22 protein-coding genes and 3 tRNA genes are annotated in these 22,859 nt (G+C 58.8%); 19 read left to right on the forward strand and 6 right to left on the reverse strand.

Features of this window, described 5'->3' with window-relative positions; translation table 11 throughout:
* Positions 1-29: 29 nt before the first annotated feature.
* The 3 genes from GKG36_RS10385 to GKG36_RS10395 all read right to left on the reverse strand — a co-directional run bounded on the left by GKG36_RS10385 (position 30) and on the right by GKG36_RS10395 (position 3,029).
* Positions 30-833, reverse strand: coding sequence for a TIGR03915 family putative DNA repair protein (locus GKG36_RS10385; RefSeq protein WP_154260582.1), 804 nt, complete (start codon positions 831-833; stop codon positions 30-32).
* The gene (locus tag GKG36_RS10390; RefSeq protein WP_044953876.1) at positions 812-2,170 is read right to left on the reverse strand and encodes a putative DNA modification/repair radical SAM protein; all 1,359 of its coding nucleotides are present in this window, start codon (positions 2,168-2,170) and stop codon (positions 812-814) included. Before GKG36_RS10390 ends, GKG36_RS10385 begins: the two co-directional genes overlap by 22 nt.
* A 226-nt stretch (positions 2,171-2,396) precedes the next feature.
* Positions 2,397-3,029 (reverse strand): XRE family transcriptional regulator, encoded by a 633-nt coding sequence (locus GKG36_RS10395; protein WP_005943491.1) that lies wholly within the window; start codon positions 3,027-3,029, stop codon positions 2,397-2,399.
* A gap of 221 nt (positions 3,030-3,250) precedes the next feature.
* Here GKG36_RS10395 and GKG36_RS10400 point away from each other — a divergent pair.
* From GKG36_RS10400 to GKG36_RS10410, 3 genes are all read left to right on the forward strand, one after another.
* A tRNA-Ser gene (locus GKG36_RS10400) sits at positions 3,251-3,338 on the forward strand.
* Positions 3,339-3,372: 34 nt separating this feature from the next.
* A tRNA-Ser gene (locus GKG36_RS10405) sits at positions 3,373-3,466 on the forward strand.
* An 87-nt stretch (positions 3,467-3,553) separates the two neighbouring features.
* Positions 3,554-4,483: an AEC family transporter gene (locus tag GKG36_RS10410; protein WP_097774648.1), complete on the forward strand. Its 930-nt coding sequence runs from the start codon at positions 3,554-3,556 to the stop codon at positions 4,481-4,483.
* Between the two features lie 47 nt (positions 4,484-4,530).
* Here GKG36_RS10410 and GKG36_RS10415 read toward each other — a convergent pair whose 3' ends face one another.
* Complete coding sequence (locus GKG36_RS10415; protein ID WP_154260584.1) at positions 4,531-5,286, reverse strand: TraX family protein; 756 nt, start codon at positions 5,284-5,286, stop codon at positions 4,531-4,533.
* 252 nt (positions 5,287-5,538) lie between these two features.
* Between GKG36_RS10415 and GKG36_RS10420 the strand changes: the two genes are divergently transcribed.
* On the forward strand, positions 5,539-6,420 hold the full coding sequence (locus tag GKG36_RS10420) for a LysR family transcriptional regulator (protein WP_005943485.1): 882 nt from the start codon (positions 5,539-5,541) through the stop codon (positions 6,418-6,420).
* 153 nt (positions 6,421-6,573) lie between these two features.
* On the forward strand, positions 6,574-8,154 hold the full coding sequence (locus tag GKG36_RS10425; RefSeq protein ID WP_154260586.1) for a lipase: 1,581 nt from the start codon (positions 6,574-6,576) through the stop codon (positions 8,152-8,154).
* Between the two features lie 193 nt (positions 8,155-8,347).
* Here the strand turns inward: GKG36_RS10425 and GKG36_RS10430 are convergent, their stop codons facing one another.
* Together GKG36_RS10430 and GKG36_RS10435 are read right to left on the reverse strand one after the other, a co-directional pair.
* On the reverse strand, positions 8,348-8,539 hold the full coding sequence (locus GKG36_RS10430) for a DUF6019 family protein (protein WP_154260588.1): 192 nt from the start codon (positions 8,537-8,539) through the stop codon (positions 8,348-8,350).
* Positions 8,540-8,877: 338 nt separating this feature from the next.
* A tRNA-Val gene (locus GKG36_RS10435) sits at positions 8,878-8,953 on the reverse strand.
* Between the two features lie 232 nt (positions 8,954-9,185).
* Here GKG36_RS10435 and ruvC point away from each other — a divergent pair.
* From ruvC to GKG36_RS10505, 14 genes are all read left to right on the forward strand, one after another.
* The gene (gene ruvC / locus GKG36_RS10440) at positions 9,186-9,698 is read left to right on the forward strand and encodes a crossover junction endodeoxyribonuclease RuvC (protein ID WP_005943476.1); all 513 of its coding nucleotides are present in this window, start codon (positions 9,186-9,188) and stop codon (positions 9,696-9,698) included.
* 241 nt (positions 9,699-9,939) lie between these two features.
* Positions 9,940-10,551, forward strand: a complete 612-nt coding sequence (gene ruvA, locus GKG36_RS10445) for a Holliday junction branch migration protein RuvA (protein WP_154260590.1) — start codon at positions 9,940-9,942, stop codon at positions 10,549-10,551.
* 3 nt (positions 10,552-10,554) lie between these two features.
* Positions 10,555-11,610: a Holliday junction branch migration DNA helicase RuvB gene (gene ruvB / locus GKG36_RS10450; protein ID WP_154260593.1), complete on the forward strand. Its 1,056-nt coding sequence runs from the start codon at positions 10,555-10,557 to the stop codon at positions 11,608-11,610.
* A gap of 157 nt (positions 11,611-11,767) precedes the next feature.
* Positions 11,768-13,123: a phosphoglucosamine mutase gene (glmM, locus tag GKG36_RS10455; protein WP_154260595.1), complete on the forward strand. Its 1,356-nt coding sequence runs from the start codon at positions 11,768-11,770 to the stop codon at positions 13,121-13,123.
* 29 nt (positions 13,124-13,152) lie between these two features.
* Entirely contained in the window at positions 13,153-14,028 is an 876-nt protein-coding gene (locus GKG36_RS10460; RefSeq protein ID WP_154260597.1) for a class I SAM-dependent methyltransferase, read from the forward strand.
* 217 nt (positions 14,029-14,245) lie between these two features.
* On the forward strand, positions 14,246-15,085 hold the full coding sequence (locus GKG36_RS10465) for an energy-coupling factor transporter ATPase (protein WP_154260599.1): 840 nt from the start codon (positions 14,246-14,248) through the stop codon (positions 15,083-15,085).
* Positions 15,086-15,100: 15 nt separating this feature from the next.
* On the forward strand, positions 15,101-16,021 hold the full coding sequence (locus GKG36_RS10470) for an energy-coupling factor transporter ATPase (protein WP_154260601.1): 921 nt from the start codon (positions 15,101-15,103) through the stop codon (positions 16,019-16,021).
* On the forward strand, positions 16,015-16,830 hold the full coding sequence (locus tag GKG36_RS10475; RefSeq protein WP_154256808.1) for an energy-coupling factor transporter transmembrane component T: 816 nt from the start codon (positions 16,015-16,017) through the stop codon (positions 16,828-16,830). The genes GKG36_RS10470 and GKG36_RS10475 overlap by 7 nt, the downstream gene beginning before the upstream one ends.
* Before the next feature lie 103 nt (positions 16,831-16,933).
* A complete protein-coding gene (gene truA / locus GKG36_RS10480) occupies positions 16,934-17,683 on the forward strand; it encodes a tRNA pseudouridine(38-40) synthase TruA (protein ID WP_154260603.1) in 750 nt (249 codons plus the stop codon).
* Positions 17,684-17,695: 12 nt separating this feature from the next.
* Positions 17,696-18,928 (forward strand): DUF5711 family protein, encoded by a 1,233-nt coding sequence (locus GKG36_RS10485; protein WP_154260605.1) that lies wholly within the window; start codon positions 17,696-17,698, stop codon positions 18,926-18,928.
* Between the two features lie 74 nt (positions 18,929-19,002).
* Positions 19,003-19,698: a hypothetical protein gene (locus tag GKG36_RS10490; RefSeq protein WP_097774251.1), complete on the forward strand. Its 696-nt coding sequence runs from the start codon at positions 19,003-19,005 to the stop codon at positions 19,696-19,698.
* A gap of 24 nt (positions 19,699-19,722) precedes the next feature.
* On the forward strand, positions 19,723-22,032 hold the full coding sequence (locus GKG36_RS10495) for an ATP-dependent Clp protease ATP-binding subunit (protein ID WP_154260607.1): 2,310 nt from the start codon (positions 19,723-19,725) through the stop codon (positions 22,030-22,032).
* Positions 22,033-22,189: 157 nt separating this feature from the next.
* Complete coding sequence (locus tag GKG36_RS10500) at positions 22,190-22,387, forward strand: helix-turn-helix transcriptional regulator (protein ID WP_015537233.1); 198 nt, start codon at positions 22,190-22,192, stop codon at positions 22,385-22,387.
* A gap of 3 nt (positions 22,388-22,390) precedes the next feature.
* The gene (locus GKG36_RS10505) at positions 22,391-22,834 is read left to right on the forward strand and encodes a DUF6773 family protein (RefSeq protein ID WP_097800823.1); all 444 of its coding nucleotides are present in this window, start codon (positions 22,391-22,393) and stop codon (positions 22,832-22,834) included.
* The last annotated feature ends 25 nt before the right edge of the window (positions 22,835-22,859 follow it).

Here is a 22,859-nt window from a genome sequence, read left to right on the forward strand (position 1 = left end):
GTTGCAACGCCGCAGATGCAACGTTTTTGTTAAAATTCATCTTTCATCTCCACCATATCGGCCCAAAAGCGCTTGGGGCAGTGGGTCATGCGGCATTTTTCGTTGTGGCGGGCCTTGATCTCCAGCGTCTGGTAGAACTGCTTCCACAATGCCTGAAACTGCTGCTCCCGCTCGCTGGGCGGCGGCAGCTCCAGCGGTGCAGCCAGCTCCAGCAGCCGGGCCTTGTGGTCCTCCTGCAGCAGCACAGCCTGATGCACCGCATCGTAGATCATAAAGTTTTCTTCCGGGAACCGTCCGCAGAAATGGGGCCGCAGCAGCGGCAGGATGTAGTTTTTGGGGTGGATGACGGCGCCCAGCATCCCGTCGTGCTCCTCAAACCGCACAAAGCCCTGAAACTTGTCCACTTCCCAGTCAAGGCTTTTCTTCATCTCATACAGCGGGGCCACGTCCGGGTGGCCGGTGCGCTTCACGGTGCCGGGGCCGAGGGCGAAGGCCAGATGCAGAAAGCGGATGAGTAGCAGCTCTTTGTCCTCCCGCCCGGAGAGGAAATCCCGGCTGACGAGGTACTCTGTCTCGGGGCCAAGCTTTCTGCCAAAGCTGGCAAACACCCGCTGAGCCTTGGCGTGGTCGGTGGGGATGTCCTTGACCGGGTACAGGGTGGAAGTTTCCCGCTGGGGTGTCCACACCGCAAAGGGGATTTCGTGCTGGGCAAAGCTCTCGAATACGCAGCACAGAAAGCCCTCAAAGCTGCTGTCGTAGAGGTACACCACATCCGCATCGTGGAGCCTGCGGGCTTTCTGAATTTGAACATTTACAGCGCCTTCGCCAGACATTGCACTGCCTCCTCCCGCACCATGCGCATGGCTGCGCGCGGTGCCACGCCCTGCGTGATCAGATCGTCCACCGCAGGCGGCGTGAACAGACTGAGCTGTTCGCAGCTGCCGCCGAACACGTTGGGGTCGATGAGCGCCTGCGTGATGCGCTCCCGCCCGGCGGTGCCACGGCCCGGGTGCGCACCCGCAAAACCCTTGCAGGTGATGAAATACTGTGCCCGCTTGAGCACCACGCCCATGCGCTTCAGCTCGTCCAACCCAAGGCTGGAAAGCTTGCGCGCGTGCCAGATGCGCCGGGCGCTTTTGGGGCCGATGCCCGGCACACGCAGCAACATTTCAAAGGGCGCGCGGTTCACATCTACCGGAAAAAGCCCGTAGTGCTGCACGGCCCAGTTGCATTTTGGGTCGAGGTAGGGGTTGAAGCTCTGGTTGGCTTCATCCAGAATTTCGTCTGCCTTGAACTGGTAAAACCGCAGCAGCCAGTCAGCCTGATACAGCCGGTGCTCCCGCAAAAGCGGGGGTTTGGTGTCCAGCGCAGGCAGGCGGGTGTCCTCGGCTACCGGGATGTAGGCGGAGTAGAACACCCGTTTCAGACTGTACTTCTGGTACATGCCCTCAGTGAGCTTTAAAATGTGGTAGTCTGTCTCCGGCGAAGCGCCTACGATCATCTGGGTGCTCTGCCCGGCGGGTGCGAACTTTGGCGCATGGCGGTAGACGGTCAGCTCCTGTTTGCTCTGCGCGCCGGAAACTGCGATCTGCTTCATGGGCCGGAAAATGGAGTGCCGCCCTTTGTCCGGGGCCAGAAGGTTCAGGCTCTGCTCACTGGGCAGCTCCACATTCACGCTCAGGCGGTCGGCCAGATATCCCAGCTGCTGCAACAGTTCCGGGCTTGTGCCGGGGATGGCCTTGGCGTGGATGTAGCCCCCAAAGCGGTATTCGCCCCGCAGCAGCCGCAGGGCGGCCAGCATCCGTTCGGTGGTGTAGTCCGGCGTGCCCAGCACCGCGCTGGAAAGGAACAACCCTTCAATGTAGTTGCGGCGGTAAAACTCCACAGTCAGCTCAGCCAATTCCCGGGGCGTGAAGGTGGCACGGGGGATATCGTTGGACTTGCGGTTGACACAATAGCTGCAGTCGAAGGCACAGCAGTTGGTCATGAGCACCTTTAAAAGGCTTACACAGCGGCCGTCGGCGGTAAAGGCGTGGCAGCAGCCCGGTGCATAGCAGCTGCCAAGAATGCCTGCCCGCGCGGTGCGGGATGCGCCGCTGGAGGTGCAGGCAACATCATATTTGGCGCTGTCGGCCAGAATGGTAAGCTTGTCCATCAGGGTCTGTTCCATGCAGAATACACCTCCAAAGTGGGGAAAAGGGTCAAAAAATAAAGCCATGCGCAAAATGCAGATGGCTTTACATCAATTTGTGCCGAACTCCTTCAGTCACGGCTGCCGCCGTGCCAGCTCCCCCGGAGGAGGAGCCTTTGGCAGTACGGGAAAGTTTCCGGTTTTGCCAAGGCCTCCCTCCATGAGGGAGGTGGCTGCGAACAGCGTGAGCAGACGGAAGGAGTTATTACCACTTCGCTTTTGTTTCCACCACGCGGCCGGCGATGTGCAGATGGTTCAGGTCCTCACCCTTGATGACCATTTCGCTGTAGGCCGGGTTGAAGGGCTGCAGCACCACGCAGTTGCCGCGCTGGATATAGCGCTTCAGGGTGCCCTCGCCCTCATCGCCGTAGATCAGCACGCCAAGGTCGCCGTTTTCCAGTGTGTCCTGCTTGTGCACAAGGGCAAGGTCGCCGTCCTGAATGCGGGGCTCCATGCTGTCGCCGCGCACCACCAGATAAAAATAGTTGGAGGGGTCCTTCACACGGGCATACTCCTGACCGTAGTCCTCCTCAAAGGCGAGGGCACCGTAACCGGCCTTTACCGTGCCGATCACCGGGATCAGGCTTTCAGAATAGCTGCCAAAGAACCGCTCTTCCGGGGCGGAAACATTGCTTACCGGGCGGTACAGGCCCAGCAGATAATCTGCTGTGGTGTTCAAAAGCTCGGCAATGCGGGCCACGGTAGACGGATCGGGAGAGGACTTGCCGCTTTCCCATTTGCCGACAGCCTGCTGTGTCACGCCCAGTTTGGAAGCCAGCTCAGCCTGGCTGATGCCCTGCTTTTTGCGGCACTGCTTCAAAAGTTCTGAAAACGACATGGTATATTTCTCCTTTACACCGCGAGGAAATTTTCTTGTGTTTATTATACAACAAAAAGGTGTACTTGTAAAGACCTGAAACAGGCCAAGACCCAAAAAGGTTGTGGTAAATTTTGTTTTTAAGGGCTGAAAGAAAAAAATTGCGCCAAAGGCTTGACACCGGCGTGCAAATCTGGTAAATTAAATAGGCATTCGACACGGCGTAAGGCGGATGTCCACAAGGAGAGATGTCCGAGTGGTTTAAGGAAGCAGTCTTGAAAACTGTCGTACGGCAACGTACCGTGGGTTCGAATCCCACTCTCTCCGCCATTTTTTATTGAATAAGTGTAACACACTTTGCTCTGGAGTAGTACTCAAGAGGTCGAAGAGGCGCCCCTGCTAAGGGCGTAGGTCGTCTAAACAACGGCGCGAGGGTTCAAATCCCTCCTACTCCGCCAAGAAAAAGCTCGTTGATTCGTTGAAATCAATGGGCTTTTTCCTTTATAAAGGAAAAATGCGGCTTGTGGAACAAAGAGGAGGAACCAATGGCGTTTGGCGTTTTGGCAGGTCAGATCACGGTGATCTTTCTGGAAGTGCTGCTGGGCTATGTAGGTGCACGCAGCGGCATCATCAAGGATCGTGACAGCAAGTTTTTGTCGGATTTTATCATGAAGCTTCTGCTGCCCTGCACCATGCTGGCTGGTGCAGCCGTGGACGGTGAGCCGGAGCTGCTCACTCAGGCAGGGGTGCTGTTCGTGCTGCTGCTGGCACTGTTTGTGGTGACCACCGGCCTGTGCCGGTTGAGCAGCTGGCTGCACCACGACACGCCGGGCAAGTATGCGGTGCTGGTGGGCACGGCGGCTATGCCCAACTGCGGCTTCATCGGCCTGCCGCTGTGCAGCGCCCTGCTGGGCACCGCGCGCGGCACCGTGTTTGCAGGCATGGCCATGGCCTCTTATAATGTATGGTTCTTTACCTATGTGGTGTGCCTGTTCCGCCCTGGCGAGAAGATCCGGCTCAAGACCTTCATCACCCCCACCAACATTGCCACGGTGGCTATGCTGGTGCTGCTGGCCACCGGCTGGCGGCTGCCCGCACCGGTGCAGCAGTTCTGCAGTGCGGTGGGCGGCTGCACCACCCCGCTGGCGCTTATGATCGTAGGTGTGCTGCTGGCAGACAGCGACATCCGTGCGCTGCTGCACACCGGTTTCCTGTACCGGGTCACCCTGCTGCGCGGCATCCTGTTCCCGCTGCTGTTCATGCTGCTACTGTGGCTGCTGCCGCTGGACAATGTGCTGCGCACCGGCCTGTCCATCATCGCCTGCTGCCCGGCCGGCAGCCTTGCCGCTGTGCTGGCCAAGCAGACCGGCACCGAGGCGACCCTTGCCAGTCAGGCGGTGGCCCACTCCACCGTGTGTATGCTGGTCACAGTGCCTGCCATGCTGCTGCTGACAGGCGTTATGTTCCCGATGTGAGAAGCTGTAAAAAAGCCCGCTGTCTTTGGACGGCGGGCTTTCTGCTGTTATAGCATAAGGTTTGTGATACCTGCTAGCACCAGCAGGTGCACCGGGTAGAACCAGTAAAAGGCCTTTTTTTGCAGCGGACTGCACGCGCCGCGCTGCCCGTTGTAGAACCAGACCAGCACAAAGGCCAGCGGCGCGGTGAGCTCGAACAAAAACAGCAGCGCACCTGCAAGGCACTGCCGCTTGCGGTCTGCGCGGGTCAGGTACAGGGTGCAGATGATGAGCACGCCGATGGCGTGGTAGTCGGTGTTGGATGCCAGCGCCAGCGCGGCGCAGCCGCCCGCCCACACAAGCCCCTGCCAGCCGGGCAGGCCGTTTTCCTTTTCAAAGCGCTTGAGTCCTGTCATAGCCAGCACGCCCAGCGCCAGCGTCCAGTAAACGTTCTGGTGCTGCGGGGCGAACGGTGTGCGGAAAAAGGCAAGGTCAAAAGGCACCTCGCTCAGAAGGCCGAACAGCAGAAGCCGCCGGACGTATTTTTTTACATCGTGGGTGTGCAGAAAGCCCTCCACGGCCAGAAAGCAGAAGATGGGAAAGGCCAGCCGCCCGATATACCGCAGCACACGGTCTGCCGCCAGCAGGGTGCTGACCGGGATGCCACCGCAGCTGGCAGCACCGGCGGCGAGGGCCGGCAGCAGGATACCGGCTTCGATGCAGGAAGCGCCGATGTGATCAATGAGCATGGTGATGCAGGCGATGTATTTGAGCGCTGTGCCGCTGAGTCCACAGCGGACAGGGGCTTTGGCAGTCTCGGTCATAAGGAATCCCTCACTTGATAAAAAATCTACTTTTTGTGCTTTTTTAATGATACGGCGCAGGCTGGCAGGCTCCTGCGACATCTTTGACCAAATACGCCGGAAAGGCGCATAAATCGGGCAAAAATGCTTGACAGAAAAGGCGCGGGATAGTACAATCAAGAAGATAATTGAACTATCTCAAATGAAAGATGAAAAAGATTCACAGAGAATCGGGCGTCTCCGAACCAGTAAAAACGGAAGGAGGCTTTGGGCATGACGCTTTTTTCCTACGAGATTTTTGATGCCGTGGCCCGGCAGGGCAGCTTCAACAAGGCGGCACAGCAGCTGCACCTGACCCCATCGGCCATCAGTCACGCCATTGCCGTAATGGAGGAGGAGCTGGGCTTTGCTCTGTTCAACCGCGGCAAAAACGGCGTATCCATGACCAGCTACGGCGCATCCCTGTACCCCTCTATTCGCGATGTGCTCAACAGCGACGAGGCCCTCAAGCAGAGCATCGCCCGCCTGAACGGCCTGGAAAAGGGCAAGGTGAAGCTGGGCGTATTCAACTCGGTGTGTGCTTCGCTGCTGCCGGGCCTGCTCAAAAGCTTTATGACCCACTACCCGCAGATCGAGATCGAGGTGTATCAGGGCACCTACGACGATGTGAAGGAATGGCTGCGAACCGGTCAGGTGGATATCGCGTTCCTTTCCTCCACCTGCCGTGAAGAGTTCAACCTAACCGAGCTGTTCCGCGAGCCGCTGCTGTGCATCGTGCCGCAGGACTGGCCCGAACCGGAAAACGGCGTGATGACTCCCGCCCTGATGAACGGCCAAAGCTTCGTTGTGCAGTGCGATGCCACCGATGCTGAAATGCGCCAGTTCCTGAAAAAATATAAGATCGGCACCGAGCGCCGCTGCCATGTCATCGACGACCAGTCCAACATCGCCATGGTGGAAGCAGGTCTGGGCATTTCCATCATGCCGCAGATGCTGCTGCGCGACTGCAAGGCCGCGATCAAGATCTATCCCATCGAGCCAGAGGAAGACCGTGTGGTGGGCCTGGCTGTGCAGCGCCCCGCCGCAATGGCCCCGGCAGTGGAACAGATGTTCCACCACATCGTGGACTACTGCAGGCAGATCGAGCTGAGATGAGCCGGACACCTTTATACTATACCATAAAACAGTCTGTGTGTGGAGCATGGACTGTTTTTTTATTAAGAAAGAGCGATTGTATCAGCGTGCAAAATCCGCTATACTTAGAAAAACAGGCTGGTTTTATGCAGAAGCCTTGATTGGAGCAGAAAGATGAAGACCATAAAACGACGTGCCTTTTGCAAGGCGGCAGCAGCTGCCGTGGCAGGCGTGCTGGCCCCGCACGCGGCGGCAGAGGCTTTGCTGCCGCAGGCCGCACAGGCTGTGGTGGGCAGCGCGGTGCCGGAGGATTACTACTCCTTTGCTTTCCGCAGCGACCACAGCGAAACAGATCTCTCCCACGATTTTTATTATACAGATGCCTTTTTTGAGAACACGGCGCTGCAGTACAGCCACAAGCTGGCACTGGCAACGCTGGGCCTTGTGGCGGCAAGCGGCAACACCTACCAGAGCGATGCGCTTTACTGGGTGGAGGGTGAAGCGGGCCGTGAGGACAGCATTGCGGATGCCTACCAGAAGCTTGGCTTTGCCAATGCGGTCTATGCGGGCTACCAGTGTAGCCTGAACACCCCGGTGGATACCGCGGGCTGTGCTTTTGCGCAGAAAACACTGGTACAGGATGGCCAGCGCACCACCATTATTGCAGCCATGCTGCGCGGTGTCGGCTATGGTGCCGAGTGGGCCAGCAACCTGCATGTGGGCGAAGGCGGCGGGCACTATGGCTTTGTGACAGCAGCAGAGCATTTTTTTGAAGATCTGCAGGACTACCTGAAAAAAGCTGAGGCTGCAGCGGGAACGCTGGGCACCATCAAGCTCTGGCTGGGCGGCTACAGCCGCGGCGCGGCTGTGGCAAACCTGACGGCGGCGCGCATCCGGCAGCAGCTGCCGCAGATCGCGCAGGAAAATACCTTTGTTTACACCTTTGCCGCACCGGCGGCACTGACGGCAGCAGACCGCCCGGATCTGCAGGCGGACTACGACAACGACCACACTGCAGACGGCGGACTGAAAACGGATTGGGATGTAAGCAATATCTTCAACATCATTTCCAGCGGCGATATCGTGGCCCGTGTGATGCCGGAAGAGTGGGGCTACCACCGCAACGGAAACGACCGCTTTCTGCCCTCCACGGCGTACCAGAACGAGCTGGATGATCTGAGCATCATCGAGAGCCGGATGGGCGGCGTGCCGCTGCGGTTCGACCAGCTGGCCACAAAGGAAGATGTGGATTCGGTGATCGCGGCGGCTCTGGCGTTCTGCAAAAGCGCCGCAAATTACCACGAAAAATATGAAGCTGCCTTTATGGATATGCTGCAGTGTGCCTTTACCCTCTCGGAGAAAGAGGCAGCCGAGGGCGTGATCCTGGACGATGAAGCTGTGATGGAACGGCTGCGCAGCATGGAGAACATCCGTAAAATGTCGTGGACGAAGGTGCTGCGCTGCGTGATGACGGCTTCGGCCATGAGCAGACCCATTCTGGAGCAGGTGGGGGCCATTGTGCCGCTGCGGGCGCAGCAGGTGGTGGTGCCGGTGCTGGCGGTGGGTCTGTGCTACGAGGTGGAGAGCGATGTGCTGCGGATGCTGGTGTACTACATCCTCAGCCTGATGAGCGTGAACAGCCCGGCAGACAGCGTTCTGCGTGCGGCATTCTGCCACTACCCGGAAAACTACATCACCCTGATGGAATATTACGACCCCGCCGAGCACGGCATGGAAGCCTATACCCGAAAATAAAATCTCCGGAAATAAAAAAGAGGGGCTGTTGCAAAATAAAAATGCGATAGCAGCTTGCACAAAGGAATAACGCGAAATCAGAAACCCGGAACCCTTTTTGAGCCGTTGGCCCTAAAAAGGTTCCGGGTTTTGTACATGATTTTTCAGAGAGCTATTTTGCAACAGCCTCTTTCATCGCTGCGCAAACGCGAAGTTATTGATCTTCTGAATCCAATCCAAGTTCTTTCAGCTCTTTTTCGTTTTGGATATCTTCATCGGTTTTCTTTCCGGTGATAGCACTATATGCTTCTTTGATGCCATTTTTAACTGCCCATTTGATAACGAAATACAGCGCAATCAAAATAATAATTGCGGTTCCTCCGCTTATGCCTAATTCATTCCACATGATTCAATCCTCCAAATACAGATTTGTTGAACTGAGCCGAGTATACCATACTCTATTAAGAATAGCAAAAGGCAGGATACCACTACCATAGTGATACCCTGCCTTTGCTCGTTCCGGTTCTCGTCCTGTACCATCCACCACGAAAAAAAGCCCCCAGGCCGAATGGTCTGGCGGCATCTTTCTTGGTAGACATTCCTAGGCGTTGGGAACCGCGGGCTAAGCAACAGCCCACTGGGTTGATTGCTTACTCTGCCGACTGGCGTCGTCAGAGCCGCCCTGTTCGAGTCCTGTACCGCCACCAAACAAAAAATCCTCAGACGAAAGTCTGAGGATTTTTGTGGTGGACGGTACAGGACTCGAACCTGTGACCTCCTGCACGTCAAGCAGATGCTCTACCAGCTGAGCTAACCGTCCATATTCTGTTTTGCCGAAATCAGCTTGATTATATTACCATACCTTCTGCCAAAAAGCAAGTGCTTTTTCAAAAATTGTAAAACTTTTTTAAAGGCAGGGGCGCTGACTGCCCTTTTTACGCGCCAGCGCACATTTGGCGGCGGCAGGCGAAAGGTTTTCTGTTGCTCACACTGTTTTGTTGTGATATAATAATAAAGTTATAATAGGAATAGTATCGGAAGGTATTTGCAGCATGAGAGTTTTGGGCATCGACCCCGGCTACGCCATCGTGGGCTGGGGCGTGGTGGATTACGCAGGCAACCGGTTTGCGCCGGTGGACTTCGGTGCGGTGTGCACCGACGCGGGCGTGCCGTTCGAGCGCCGTCTGGACGAGGTGTATGCAGGCATCAAAGAGGTGATCGAGCGCACCCGGCCCGAGGTGCTTGCCATCGAAAAGCTGTTCTACCAGCACAATCAGACCACGGTCATCGGCGTGGCCGAGGCGCGCGGCGTGATCCTGCTGGCGGCAGCGCAGGCAGGCCTGCCCATCTACGAGTACACCCCCATGCAGGTAAAGCAGGCTGTTACCGGTTACGGCAAGGCCGTGAAAAAGCAGGTGCAGGAGATGACCCGCGTGCTGCTGCATCTGCCCGCCGTGCCAAAGCCGGACGATACCGCCGATGCGCTGGCAATGGCCATCACCTTCTGCCACACCAACGGCAACCAGCTCAACCGCTTTGTCCGCCGCGTGGCCGGGCCGATTTAAGATTGACAGGCTCGCCCTCTCAGGCTCACTTTGTTCGCCAGCTCCCCCAAAGGGGGAGCCCTTGGCAAAACCATTGGCTTTGCGTGGACTGCCAAAGCCTCTCACTTTGAAAGACTTCCCCCGGTCGGGGGAAGATGTCGCGTGAGCGACAAAAAGGGGAACAAGGTGGCATTGCGCAGCAATGACGGAGAGGGCGAGGATGCTGATAAAAGTCAGGTTTGTTTAGGAAAGAGAACACGCTATGATCTACTGTCTGACAGGAAAAATCGTCAAAAAAAGCATGAACGCGGTGGTGCTCAGCTGCGGCGGTGTAGGCTACTATGCCCAGTGCCCGGCCAGCGTGGCCGGGGCCTTGCCCGGCGTGGGCAAGGAAGCCACCATTTATACCGTGATGAGCGTCACCGAGAACGACGTGAGCCTTTACGGCTTTGCCACCGAGGAGCAGCAGGCCTGCTTTGAGATGCTGACCGCCGTGTCCGGCGTGGGGCCTAAGGTGGGTCTTGCCATCCTGAGTGTGATGGAGCCGGACCGCGTGGCACTGGCAATCTCGGCGGGGGACCACAAGGCGTTCAAGGCGGCTTCCGGCGTGGGGCCGAAGCTTGCACAGCGCATCGTGCTGGAGCTGAAGGACAAGGTCGCCAAGGGCTTTGTGGACGGCATCTCGCTGGAGGATGTGGCAGGCGCTTTTGCCGACACACAGGCTTCTCAGGGCAGCAGTCAGGCCATTGCGGCGCTGGTGTCGCTGGGGTACAGCCAGAGCGAAGCAGCGCTTGCCGTTTCCAAGATCGACGCGGCATTGCCCGTGGAAGAGATCATCAAACTGGCCTTGCGCAGCATGGCAGGCAGGAGGTAAAGAATGCAGGACGAAACTGCGCTGTACGGCGCAAAAATGATGCAGCCCGGCATGACGGCGGCGGACAGCGAGGAAAACAACCTCCGCCCGCAGCATCTGGAAGACTATATCGGGCAGGAAAAGGTCAAGCAGAACCTGAAAATTTACTTGGAAGCTGCCAAGCGGCGCGGGGAGCCCATGGACCATATCCTGCTCTACGGTCCGCCGGGCCTTGGCAAGACCACACTGGCAGGCATCATTGCCAACGAAATGGGCGTACAGATCCGTATTACCAGCGGCCCGGCCATTGAAAAGCCCGGCGACCTTGCCGCCCTGCTCACCAATCTGCAGGAGGGCGATGTACTGTTCATCGACGAGATCCACCGCCTGTCCCGTCAGGTGGAAGAGGTGCTGTATCCGGCACTGGAAGACTATGCGCTGGATATCATGATCGGCAAAGGCCCCAGCGCCCAGAGCATCCGCATCAACCTGCCGCGGTTCACGCTGGTGGGTGCCACCACCCGTGCAGGCCAGATCACCGGCCCCCTGCGCGACCGCTTTGGCGTGCTGCTCAAGCTGGAGCTGTACAGCCCGGATGAACTGAGCAAGATCATCCAGCGCTCGGCAGGTATCCTCGACCAGCCCATCACGCCGGAAGGCGCTTACGAGCTGGCCAAGCGCAGCCGCGGCACGCCCCGCGTGGCAAACCGCTTTTTGAAGCGCATCCGCGACTTTGCCACCGTGCTGGGCGACGGCATCATTGACCGGGATGTGGCCCTGATGGGCCTCAAGCGGATGGACGTGGACGCACTGGGTCTGGACGAACTGGACCGCAGTATGCTGCGTGCGATCATTGAAATGTACAACGGCGGCCCGGTGGGTCTGGAAACGCTGGCGGCGGCCCTCGGCGAGGAATCCGTCACGCTGGAAGACCTGTGTGAGCCGTATCTGATGCAGATGGGCTTTCTGACCCGGACGCCCCGGGGCCGCTGCGCAACGCGGCTGGCCTACGAGCATCTGGGCCTGAAAGCGCCGGAGACCGCTGCGCCCGAGGACAACGGGCAGCAGAGTTTGTTCTGACCCTCTCAGGCCGCTTCGCGTCCAGCTCTCCCGAAGGGAGAGCTTCATGAGCGAAAAACCAAAAGATGCCAAAAAGCTCCCCCTTTTGGGGGAGCTGGCAATGCCGCAAGGCATTGACTGAGAGGGTTCTTCTTTCTATAGAAAGTGGGGTATTATTATGGGAAAATATTTTGGAACCGATGGTGTGCGCGGTGTTGCAGGCGCAGACCTGACCTGTGAGCTGGCAATGAAGATCGGCCGCGGCGCTGCTGCGGTGCTGACCGGCAGCACCGGCCACCGTCCGCGCATCCTGATCGGCAAGGACACCCGCCAGTCCGGCGATATGCTGGAAGCAGCCCTGACGGCCGGTCTGTGCAGTGTGGGTGCGGATGTGGAGAGCCTTGACGTTCTGCCCACGCCCGCTGTGGCCTATCTGGTGGGCAAGTACAATGCCGATGCCGGCATCGTGATCTCTGCCTCCCACAACCCGATGGAGTTCAACGGCATCAAGATCTTTGCCGGTACCGGCTATAAGCTGCCGGACGAGGTGGAGAACCAGATCGAAGCCTACATCGACAACAATTGCGCGGGCATTGAGCTGAAGACCGGTGCCGAGGTGGGCCGTGTGTACCGCCGCGATGACGGCCTGCAGGACTATGTGGATCACCTGTATGAGTCCATCCACGGCGACCTGACCGGCCTGAACGTCTGCATCGACTGTGCAAACGGTGCTTCTGCCGCTGTGGCGCAGAAGCTGTTCCCCCGTCTGGGCGCAAAGTGCACCTTTATCGGCATTGAGCCGGACGGCCAGAACATCAACAAGGGCGTGGGCAGTACCCATCTGGAAAATCTGGAAAAGGCCGTGGTGGAAGGCGGCTTTGACTGCGGCATTGCCTTTGACGGCGACGCCGACCGCTGCCTTGGCTGCGACGAAAAGGGTCAGGAGATGGACGGCGACAAGATCATTGCCCTGCTGGCCATGACCATGAAGGAAAAAGGCCGTCTGGACGGCGACACCGCTGTGGTCACGGTCATGTCCAATCTGGGCTTCATCAAATATATGGAGAGTCAGGGCATCAACACCGAAAAGACCGCCGTGGGCGACCGCTACGTGCTGGAAAACATGCGCGAGAACGGCTTTGCCATCGGCGGCGAGCAGAGCGGCCATGTCATCCTGCTGCACCATGCCACCACCGGCGACGGTGAGCTGACCGCCGGCAAGCTGCTCAAGCTGCTGGCTGAAAGCGGCAAGAAGATGAGCGAGCTGAACGGCATCTACGCCCAGTATCCGCAGGTGCTGGTGAATGTGACCGCCAACGCCGCCCAGAAGCAGGCATACAAAGAGGACGAGGTGCTGGCCGGTTTCATTGAGAACGAGCAGCAGAAGCTTATGGGCATGGGCCGCGTGCTGGTGCGGGTGTCCGGCACCGAGCCGAAGATCCGCGTGATGGTGGAAGGGCAGGATCTGGACGCCATCCACCGCTGCGCCGACCGCATCGTGGATAAGATCAACAAGCGCATTCTGGGCCAGTAAGAAACGGATAAAAGAGAAGGGAGGACGCTATGCGCCCTGCAGATACCTGGAAAGACTATGAACTGCTGGATGCCACCGATGGCAACCGTCTGGAGCGCTGGGGTGAGACCATCCTCATCCGCCCGGACCCGCAGGTGGTGTGGAAAACGCCCAAGCAAAGCCCGCTGTGGGCAAAGGCAGATGCTGTTTATCACCGCTCCAATCAGGGCGGCGGCGAGTGGGAGTACAAGCGCCGTCTGCCCGAAAAGTGGAAGATCAGCTGCGGCGAGGGCGAGGATAAGCTCACCCTCATCGTCAGCCCCACCGGCTTCAAGCACACCGGCGTGTTCCCGGAGCAGGCCGTCAACTGGGCATGGTACGCCCAAAAGATCCGTGCCGCAGGCCGCCCGGTAAAGGTACTGAACCTGTTCGGCTACACCGGCGGTGCCACGCTGGCCTGTGCGGCGGCAGGTGCCACCGTCTGCCATGTGGATGCCTCCAAGGGCATCGTGGCGTGGGGTAAGGACAATGCTGCGGCAAGCGGCCTTGCCGACCGGCCAATCCGCTGGCTGGTGGACGACTGTGCCAAGTTCGTTGCCCGCGAAAAACGCCGCGGCAACACCTACGACGGCATCATCATGGACCCGCCCAGCTACGGGCGCGGTCCCGGCGGTGAGATCTGGAAGCTGGAGGACTGCATCTACGACCTCATCAGCCAGTGCGAAGAGGTACTGAGCGATACACCGCTGTTTTTTGCAGTGAACAGCTACACCACCGGCCTGTCCCCGGCGGTCATGGAATATATGCTCAAGACCACGCTGGTGCCCCGCTTTGGCGGCGAGACCTCCTGCGACGAGATCGGCCTTCCGGTCTCTGCCACCGGCGGCGTGGTGCCCTGCGGCGCAACCGCCATCTGGGAAGAATAAATAAGCCGAAACGATTGAAATGGCCTCCGCTTTGCTCTGGCCATATTCAGCGGAAAATAGATTTTTAATTTTGCGTTTGTCGCGGCCTGCGGGCCGCTCCAAACGCATTTTCACGGGAGGGGCCGCCCAAAGGCAGCCTTCCTGAAAAAATGAAGAAGATCCAAGGATGGGGTACAGCCCCTTTCAGAGGGGCGCACCACCAGAAAGAGAAACACAAATGGAAGAGACGATTTTAACAGCACAAAATCTGAAATTCCGCTACGACAGCGACCAGCCGGTTTACGCACTGGACGGTGTCTCAACGGAAGTAAAGCGCGGCGAATTCGTGGCCGTGCTGGGTGCCAACGGCTGCGGCAAGTCCACGCTGGCAAAGCACTTCAACGCTATCCTGCTGCCGGAGAGCGGCAAGGTCTACGTGGAGGGCTTGGACACCGCAGATGATGACAAGATCTATGATATCCGCCAGACCGTGGGCATGGTGTTCCAGAACCCGGACAATCAGATCGTTGCCACCGTGGTGGAGGAAGACGTTGCCTTTGCACTGGAAAACCTCGGTGTGCCGCCCGAAGAGATGCGCCGCCGCGTGGACGACTCCATGAAGATGGCTGGCATCTATGAGTACCGCGAGCGCGCACCCCACAACCTTTCCGGCGGCCAGAAGCAGCGCGTTGCCATTGCAGGCGTTGTTGCCATGCGGCCGGACTGCCTGATATTAGACGAAGCCACCGCCATGCTGGACCCCCGGGGCCGTGAGCAGGTGATGCAGACCATCCACTACCTGAACAGGAACATGGGCATCACCGTGGTGTCCATCACCCACTACATGGAGGAAGCTGCGCAGGCAGACCGTGTGCTGGTGATGAGCAAGGGCCATGTGGTGATGGAGGGCACCCCCAAAGAGGTGTTCAGCCAGACCGAGAAGGTGCGCTCCCTGCATCTGGATGTGCCGCAGGCTGCAGAGCTGCGGGACGAGCTGGTGAAGGCCGGCATCCCGATGCCGGAGGGCATCATCGACACCGGCGAATGCGCACAGGCTCTGTACGAGCTTTTGCAGTAAGGGGGGCAGACGCAAATGGCAGATATCATCAAAGTAGAACATCTGAGCTACGTCTACAACCCCGGCATGCCCAATGCGGTCACTGCGCTGGACGACGTGAGCTTTACGGTGGAAGAGGGCGACTTTGTGGGCATCATCGGGGCCACCGGCTCCGGCAAGAGCACCCTCATTACCCACATGAACGGCCTGAACAAGCCTACCAGCGGCAAAATTTATATCGATGGCCGCGACCTGTGGGAAGATCCGGAGAAGATCCGGGACTTCCGCTTCCTCACCGGTCTGGTGTTCCAGTACCCGGAGTACCAGCTGTTCGAGGAGACCTGTTATAAAGATATCGCGTTCGGCCCCAGGAACATGGGTCTGGACGAAGCCGAGATCGACCGCCGCGTGCATGAAGCCGCCGATTTTGTCGGCCTTGACCCGGCCCTGCTGGAGCGCAGTCCCTTTGAGCTTTCCGGCGGCCAGAAGCGCCGGGTGGCCGTGGCGGGCGTTATGGCCATGAAGCCCCGCATTCTGGTGCTGGACGAGCCTGCTGCGGGCCTTGACCCGGAGGGACGGGACGACATCCTCAGCGAGGTGAAGGAGTACCACAAAAAGACCGGCACCACTGTGCTGCTGGTGTCTCACAGCATGGAGGACATTGCCAAGTACGCCAACCGCGTTCTGGTGATGAGCAACAAGAAAATTGCCATGTACGACACCGTGGAAAAAGTCTTTGCCCGCGCTCCGGAGCTGCTGGAGCTGGGGCTTTCCGTGCCGCAGGTGACGAAGATCTTCCTCAAGCTGCGGGAGATGGGCGTGGATGTGCCCGCTGATGTGTACACCATCCCCTATGCGGTCAAGATGATCCTGGAGGCCAAGCGCCGCCGGGAGGCAGGTGAGAGCCTTGTGCTCCCGCGGGAAGCAAAGAAGGAAGGAGGCGCTGCCGGATGCTGAGAGATATCACCATTGGCCAGCACTTCCCAGGCAACAGTCTGGTGCACCGGTTCGACCCGCGCCTGAAACTGGTGCTGACCATCGCCTATATCGTGCTGCTGTTTGCAGCTTCCAATCCGCTGGGCCTTGCCCTTTCCATTCTGTTCCTTGCAGCAATGTACAAGGTGGCAAAAATTCCCGGCAAAATGATCCTGAAGAGCCTGAAGCCTATCCTGCCCATCGTGATCTTCACAGCGGTGCTGAACCTGTTCTTTGTGTCAGGCGAGGGCGAACCGCTGGTGCACATCTGGTTTTTGACCATTTATGCCGAGGGTGTGCGCTATGCTGTGCTGATGGCAGTGCGCGTCATGGCGCTCATCGCGGGCACCAGCCTGCTCACCTACACCACCAGCCCCATCGTGCTCACAGATGCCATTGAGCAGCTGCTCAAGCCCTTGGGCAAACTGCACTTCCCGGTGCACGAGCTGGCGATGATGATGAGCATTGCCCTGCGCTTCATCCCCACCCTCATTGAGGAGACGGACAAAATTATGAACGCCCAGAAGGCCCGCGGTGCCCAGCTGGATACCGGCAAGATGACCGACCGGGTAAAAGCCTTGGTGCCGGTGCTCATCCCGCTGTTCATTTCGGCCTTCCGCCGCGCGGACGAGCTGGCCATGGCCATGGAATGCCGCTGCTACCGGGGCGGCGACGGCCGCACCCGCCTGAAGGTGCTGCGCTGCGAAAAGCAGGATTATATCGACCTTGCCGTGTGCATCGCCTGCTTTGCAGTGATCCTTGCCTCCCGGCTGGTGTTCCCGAATTTTTAAAACTCCCCCAGTCGCCTTCGGCGACAGCCCCCTCAGGGAGGGGGCCTTATAGCCTCCCTCTTTGAGGGAGGTGGCACGGCAAAGCCGTGACGGAAGGAGTTCCATGCAGAACTTTTTACTTACCCTTGCCTACGACGGCACGAACTACTGCGGCTTTCAGGTGCAGCCCAATGGCCGCAGCGTGACCCAAACCTTTCAGGATGCGCTGCAGGCCGTGCTGGGTAGCCGCCCCGATATCAAGGGCTGCAGCCGCACCGATGCAGGGGTGCACGCGCTGGGCTTCAAGCTCAACTTCCACGCCGATACCCGCATCCCGGCGGCAAAGCTCCCGCTGGCGCTCAACCAACATCTGCCGCCGGACATCCGGGTGCTGGACGCGCAGGTGGTGCCGGAGGATTTCCATGCCCGGTACGCGGCCCATACCAAAACCTATCTCTACCGCATCCACAACCACCCCATCGACTCGCCTTTTGACGCGGCTTATTACACCCGGGTGCCCCGGCATCTGGACGAAGCCAGAATGCAGGCGGCGGCGCAGCAGTTCGTGGGCAGGCACGATTTTCTGGCCCTGTGTGCGGCGGGCTCTTCCGCTGCAGCCCATGGCGATACCGTGCGCACCATCACGGACTGTCATGTTACCCGCAAGGGGGACGAGATCGACATTGAAGTGACCGCCGACGGCTACCTGTACAACATGGTGCGCATTCTGGCGGGCACTTTGTGCGAAGCGGGCGCAGGCCGGCTGGACCCGGCGGAAATTCCCGCCATTCTGGAAAGCCGTGACCGCAGCCGCGCCGGGCCGACTCTGCCCGCCAAGGGCCTGTTTTTGAAGTGTGTGGAGTATGATCTGTAAGGAGAACCATTCATGAGCAAAATTCGCCGCGGCGGACATTCCGCCGAAGGAGAGACGCTTTCTGCCGGACGCGTCGAATATCTGGAAGCCGCCCGGGCCCGGGTGCGCACACGGCGCATCCGCCGCACCGTCATCATCGTAGCGGTGCTGACCATCCTTGTCCTGTTTGCCACCGGCGCAGTGGGGTCTTCCATTGCGCGCGCAAAAGACCTTGTGGATACTGCCGTCATCGCGCTGGCACCAGCCGCAGGCTGGCCGCAGCAGACCGGCATCACCGACCCGGATGCGGTGGCGCAGATGTCTGGCAGCTTTGTGGAGATGGGCGGCGACAGCTGCGTGGTATACAGTCTTGGCGGCACCCGCTTGAACAGCATCCAGAGCGGCTATGCCCGCCCGGCCATTGCTGCAGGCAAGACCCGCTTTGTGCTGTACAACCGCTCCGGCAATGAGCTTCGGGTGGAAAGCCGCACCCAGAACCTTTATACAAAAACCATGGACAGCACCATCTCGCTGTGCGCCATGGCAGATGCCGGACAGGTGGCTGTTGTGACCGACAGCACCGACAGCGTGGCAAAGCTGACCGTTTACAATTCCAGTATGCAGCAGCAGCTGGTGTGGAACCTGACCAGTGAGCAGGGCACCCCGCTGCGCATGGCCTTTGCGCCGGACAGCCGCCGCCTTGCCGTGGCCGCTGTATCGGCGGTGGGCGGCCAGCTGACCACGAACCTTTATGTACTGCCCCTCTCGCAGGGCGACCCGGTATGCATTGGCTCCGAGAACAGTGTGCCCCAGTGGATGGGCTGGATGTCCAACGGCTTTTTGCTGGTGCTTTATGAGAACCGCGCTGTGCTGTACAACACGAGCGGCGGCAGCGCAGGCGAACGCGCCAGCTACGATTTTGGCGGCGGCACCCTCGTCAGCGTGTCCAACACCGGTAACGGTGCGGCCCTGTTGCTGAGCAATGGCCAGACCAGCACGGCGGTGCTGCTGGACGGGGAGCTGACCGTGGGTTACAGCGGCAGCGTGCTCTCGGCCAGCCAGATCATCCGGGCAAAGAACGACGGCTTCTACCTGCTCACCGACAGCACAGTGGAGCGCTTCAACAGTGTGGGCGAGTTCCAGTGGAGCCAGCCGCTTTCGGCCCGGCCCCGGGCGCTGATCGAGGGCAAGAAGATCATGGTGCTCAGCGGCAACACGGTGCAGGTGGTCACACCGCCGGAGCAGACAGCTTCCAGCGGACAGTGATTTTTGGGTGAGAAGATCATGCGTAAATAGCACTCTTGCGGGGAAAGTGATAAAAATAACAGGGAAAACAAGGTATGTTCAAGAATCCGTCATTTCTTTTTGATATCATATGCACGGCAGCATGGATCATTCTGGTGGTGCGCTATGCGCGCAAGGGCTTTCTTTCGTCCATTGTGCAGCTGGTGGGCAACCTGTTCAGTCTGCTGGGGGCCAAGGAGCTTTCCGCTGCCTGCGCCGGCTGGGTGTTCGAACACATGCTGGCAGGCGGCTTCCGCACCCAGATCGCAGCAAACATTGCTGCGGGCGGTGCGGTAGACCTTTCCGGCATTGCGGAAAAGTATGCGGGCTTCCTGCCTGCTTCTTTCCGCGCTTCCATCGTGGCAGCCTGCGAGCGCTCCATTGGCGCTGTGCTGGCTGATAACGCAGTGGTGCTGGCCGATTCCATTGTGGAAAACGTGCTGCAGCCGCTGCTCACACCGGTGATCACGCTGGTGCTGTTCTTCTTGTTCTACGCGCTTTTGCGCCTGCTGGTCAGTATGCTGGTCACGGTGCTGGGCCTTGTGAACAAGCTGCCGGTCATTGGCACGGTAAACCGCGGCCTTGGCTGGCTTGTGGGCGGTGCCACGGCGCTGCTGGATATCTATTTGGTGCTGTGCATCCTGTGGGGCATCATCGTCATCACAGGCGGAAACCTGAATGTGCTCAACGATACGGTGATGAGCAGCAGTCTTTACTACAAAATCTTCAATCTCTTCAACCCTTTCCTGTAAAGGGTTTTGCATAAAGGAGGAACTATGGTCTGTATTCGATGCCAGAAACGTCCGGCGATCATCTTCATCCAGCGGATGGACAATGGTCAGATGAAGCAGGAGGGCTACTGCCTGCACTGCGCCCGTGAGCTGCACATCAAGCCGGTGGACGATCTGATGAAGCAGTTCGGCATGTCGGATCAGGATCTTGATAACATGGAGAACCGCATGGAAAGCATGATGGAGGAGATGGGCGATGTAAACCCGCTCTCCATGATGATGAACATGGCGAACGGCGGCGAGGATGCTGACCCGGACAGCATGGACGAAGATCTGATCCCCGGCAGCAATGCCACCTTCCCGCTGGGCTTTACCAGCAACGAGAAGAAGGATGGCGACAAAAAGGCCGACCGCAAAAACGGCAAAAAGCCGCCTAAGCGCAAATTTTTGGATACCTATTGCGAGAATCTGACCCGCAAGGCCCGGGAAGGCAAACTGGACGATATCATTGGCCGCGACCGCGAAATTTACCGCACCATCCAGATTTTGAGCCGCCGCCAGAAGAACAACCCCTGCCTCATCGGCGAAGCCGGTGTGGGCAAGACCGCCATTGCCGAGGGCATTGCGGAGCGCATTGCCAAGGGGGATGTGCCCATCGGCCTGAAGGATAAAGAGATTTATCTGCTGGACCTCACCAGCCTTGTGGCAGGCACCCAGTTCCGCGGCCAGTTCGAGCAGCGGGTCAAGGGCCTGCTGAGCGAGGTGAAGGCCGCAGGCAACGTGATCCTGTTCATCGACGAGATCCACACCATCACCTCTGCCGGTGAGAGCGAGGGTGCCATGAACGCGGGCAATATCCTGAAGCCCGCCCTCTCCCGTGGTGAAATTCAGGTCATCGGTGCCACCACCTTCAACGAGTACCGCAAGTATATCGAGAAGGATCAGGCGCTGGAACGCCGTTTCCAGCCCGTGCGGGTGGAAGAGCCCAGCGTGGCCGATACCCTTGCTGTGATGAACGGCATCAAGCACTACTACGAGCAGCACCATCATGTGCAGGTGCCTGCCGATGTGCTTTCTGCCACTGTCACCCTGAGTGAGCGCTATATCACCGACCGCTTCCTGCCCGATAAGGCCATCGACCTGCTGGACGAAGCCTGCGCCTGCTGCAATCTGGCCCACCCGGTCATTTCCGAGTATCTTGGGATGCAGAAGGAGCTGGATGCCCTCAAGCAGGAAGAAGCCGAGATGGAGAATGCGGATGTGAACGAGCCCATCGACTACGAGCGCGTGGCCGAGCGCAAGACCCGCATTGCAAAGCTCGAAGCCGACCTGCCCGCAAAGCAGGCTGCTGCCAGCGAGATCCAGGTGACCATGGACGATGTGGCCAAGGTCATCGAGCTGTGGACCGGCATCCCGGCGGTGAAAATCCGCGAGACCGAGTTCGCAAAGCTGGCAAACCTTGAGGGTGAGCTGAAAAAGAAGATCATCGGGCAGGACGAGGCCGTGCATCTGGTGGCGCAGGCCATCAAGCGCAGCCGCGCCGACCTTTCCGGCCGCCGCCGTCCCGCAAGCTTCATCTTTGTGGGCCCCACCGGCGTGGGCAAGACCGAGCTGGTCAAGCAGCTGGCAAATCAGCTGTTCGACGGCCCCGACCCGCTCATTCGTCTGGACATGAGCGAGTATATGGAAAAATACGCGGTGTCCCGCATGATCGGTTCGCCTCCGGGCTATGTGGGCTACGAGGAGGCCGGCCAGCTCACCGAAAAGGTGCGCCGCCGTCCCTACAGCGTGGTGCTGTTCGATGAGATCGAAAAGGCGCACCCGGATGTGATGAACATTCTGCTGCAGATTCTGGACGAGGGCAAGATCAACGATGCGCAGGGCCGCACGGTGGACTTCTCCAACACGGTCATCTGCATGACCTCCAACGCCGGCAGCAGCGACCAGAGCACCGGTGGGCTTGGCTTCAATAAGAGCGAGGAACAGCTCAGCGAGGAAAAGACCCGCAAGGCGCTGGCGCAGTTCCTGCGCCCGGAGTTCCTTGGCCGCGTGGATGAAGTGATCGCCTTCAAGCCTTTGACGGAACAGACCCTGCAGGGCATCGCGGCCCTGATGCTGGACGAGTACAAGCCCGGCATGGAGGCCAAGGGTATCGCATACAGCTATACCCCGGCAGCCCTCAAGGCTCTGGTGCAAAAGAGTCAGGGCGGCAAGTTTGGTGCGCGCGATTTGCGCCGCGTCATTCGCAAAGCCGTGGAAGACCCCGCCGCCGAGCGCCTGATCGACGGCACGCTGGCATCCGGCGGCACCCTTGTGGTGGATGCTGGTGAAAACGGCGAAGTCGTGCTGAAATAATCATAACCGCAAAGCACCCCGGCTGAAAACAGCTGGGGTGCTTTTTGTCTGCTCATAAAAACTTTTTGTAATATATACTTGACATTTAGAATGGTAAATGCTACTATATGTCCAGAGGATAAAACAAATGCCGACCCGGCAGGAAAGGAGCGTATCAATGCCGAAGAACCTGAAATTAAAGGCCGCCCGTGCGGAAAAGGATATGACGCAAGGCGCGCTTGCCGAGGCGGCAGGGGTTTCGCGCCAGACCATCAACGCCATTGAAAAAGGGGAGTACAACCCCACCATCAACCTTTGCCGCAGTATCTGTAAAATTCTGGATAAGACACTGGATGAACTGTTCTGGGAGGAATGAACTATGAAATTTTCACTATACAGCAAGAAAAACCAGTTGGACGAGATGCAGGAGCAGACCATGCGCAAAATTGAAAGCCATGGCTTCTGGCTGCTGTGGGGCAGCCTTCTGGCGGCGTGGATCGTGCAGACGGTGTTCGGGGCTGCGGACAAGGCCGCCGGAGAGTGGGTCGTATTCATGATCGGCTGCATCTATACGGGTGTCGCGTGTCTGCGCAATGGTCTGTGGGATCGCCACTTTTCGGATACGCCCCCGGCCAATGCCGTGTGGTCTCTGGTGGCTGCGGTGGCGGTTACGCTGATCATCGGGTTTTCCCGTGGATACTGGGTCGGTGCCGCTTTTACCGGTGTTTTTACCGGCATCCTGTGCTTTGCATTGCTGCAGCTGTGCGCCGCATTGACACGCAAACGGCGCGAGCATCTGGATGACCCGAAGGACGGAGAATAATATTATAAAAAGGGGCTGCTGCACA

This window comes from Faecalibacterium sp. BIOML-A1 (genome assembly GCF_009679715.1).
GTDB lineage: Bacteria > Bacillota > Clostridia > Oscillospirales > Ruminococcaceae > Faecalibacterium > Faecalibacterium taiwanense.

Coding starts and splice junctions, on each gene's coding strand:
- GKG36_RS10385 (WP_154260582.1), bottom strand. CDS start 833: ATGTCTGGCGAAGGCGCTGTAAATGTTCAAATTCAGAAAGCCCGCAGG.
- GKG36_RS10390 (WP_044953876.1), bottom strand. CDS start 2,170: ATGGAACAGACCCTGATGGACAAGCTTACCATTCTGGCCGACAGCGCC.
- GKG36_RS10395 (WP_005943491.1), bottom strand. CDS start 3,029: ATGTCGTTTTCAGAACTTTTGAAGCAGTGCCGCAAAAAGCAGGGCATC.
- GKG36_RS10410 (WP_097774648.1), top strand. CDS start 3,554: ATGGCGTTTGGCGTTTTGGCAGGTCAGATCACGGTGATCTTTCTGGAA.
- GKG36_RS10415 (WP_154260584.1), bottom strand. CDS start 5,286: ATGACCGAGACTGCCAAAGCCCCTGTCCGCTGTGGACTCAGCGGCACA.
- GKG36_RS10420 (WP_005943485.1), top strand. CDS start 5,539: ATGACGCTTTTTTCCTACGAGATTTTTGATGCCGTGGCCCGGCAGGGC.
- GKG36_RS10425 (WP_154260586.1), top strand. CDS start 6,574: ATGAAGACCATAAAACGACGTGCCTTTTGCAAGGCGGCAGCAGCTGCC.
- GKG36_RS10430 (WP_154260588.1), bottom strand. CDS start 8,539: ATGTGGAATGAATTAGGCATAAGCGGAGGAACCGCAATTATTATTTTG.
- ruvC (WP_005943476.1), top strand. CDS start 9,186: ATGAGAGTTTTGGGCATCGACCCCGGCTACGCCATCGTGGGCTGGGGC.
- ruvA (WP_154260590.1), top strand. CDS start 9,940: ATGATCTACTGTCTGACAGGAAAAATCGTCAAAAAAAGCATGAACGCG.
- ruvB (WP_154260593.1), top strand. CDS start 10,555: ATGCAGGACGAAACTGCGCTGTACGGCGCAAAAATGATGCAGCCCGGC.
- glmM (WP_154260595.1), top strand. CDS start 11,768: ATGGGAAAATATTTTGGAACCGATGGTGTGCGCGGTGTTGCAGGCGCA.
- GKG36_RS10460 (WP_154260597.1), top strand. CDS start 13,153: ATGCGCCCTGCAGATACCTGGAAAGACTATGAACTGCTGGATGCCACC.
- GKG36_RS10465 (WP_154260599.1), top strand. CDS start 14,246: ATGGAAGAGACGATTTTAACAGCACAAAATCTGAAATTCCGCTACGAC.
- GKG36_RS10470 (WP_154260601.1), top strand. CDS start 15,101: ATGGCAGATATCATCAAAGTAGAACATCTGAGCTACGTCTACAACCCC.
- GKG36_RS10475 (WP_154256808.1), top strand. CDS start 16,015: ATGCTGAGAGATATCACCATTGGCCAGCACTTCCCAGGCAACAGTCTG.
- truA (WP_154260603.1), top strand. CDS start 16,934: ATGCAGAACTTTTTACTTACCCTTGCCTACGACGGCACGAACTACTGC.
- GKG36_RS10485 (WP_154260605.1), top strand. CDS start 17,696: ATGAGCAAAATTCGCCGCGGCGGACATTCCGCCGAAGGAGAGACGCTT.
- GKG36_RS10490 (WP_097774251.1), top strand. CDS start 19,003: ATGTTCAAGAATCCGTCATTTCTTTTTGATATCATATGCACGGCAGCA.
- GKG36_RS10495 (WP_154260607.1), top strand. CDS start 19,723: ATGGTCTGTATTCGATGCCAGAAACGTCCGGCGATCATCTTCATCCAG.
- GKG36_RS10500 (WP_015537233.1), top strand. CDS start 22,190: ATGCCGAAGAACCTGAAATTAAAGGCCGCCCGTGCGGAAAAGGATATG.
- GKG36_RS10505 (WP_097800823.1), top strand. CDS start 22,391: ATGAAATTTTCACTATACAGCAAGAAAAACCAGTTGGACGAGATGCAG.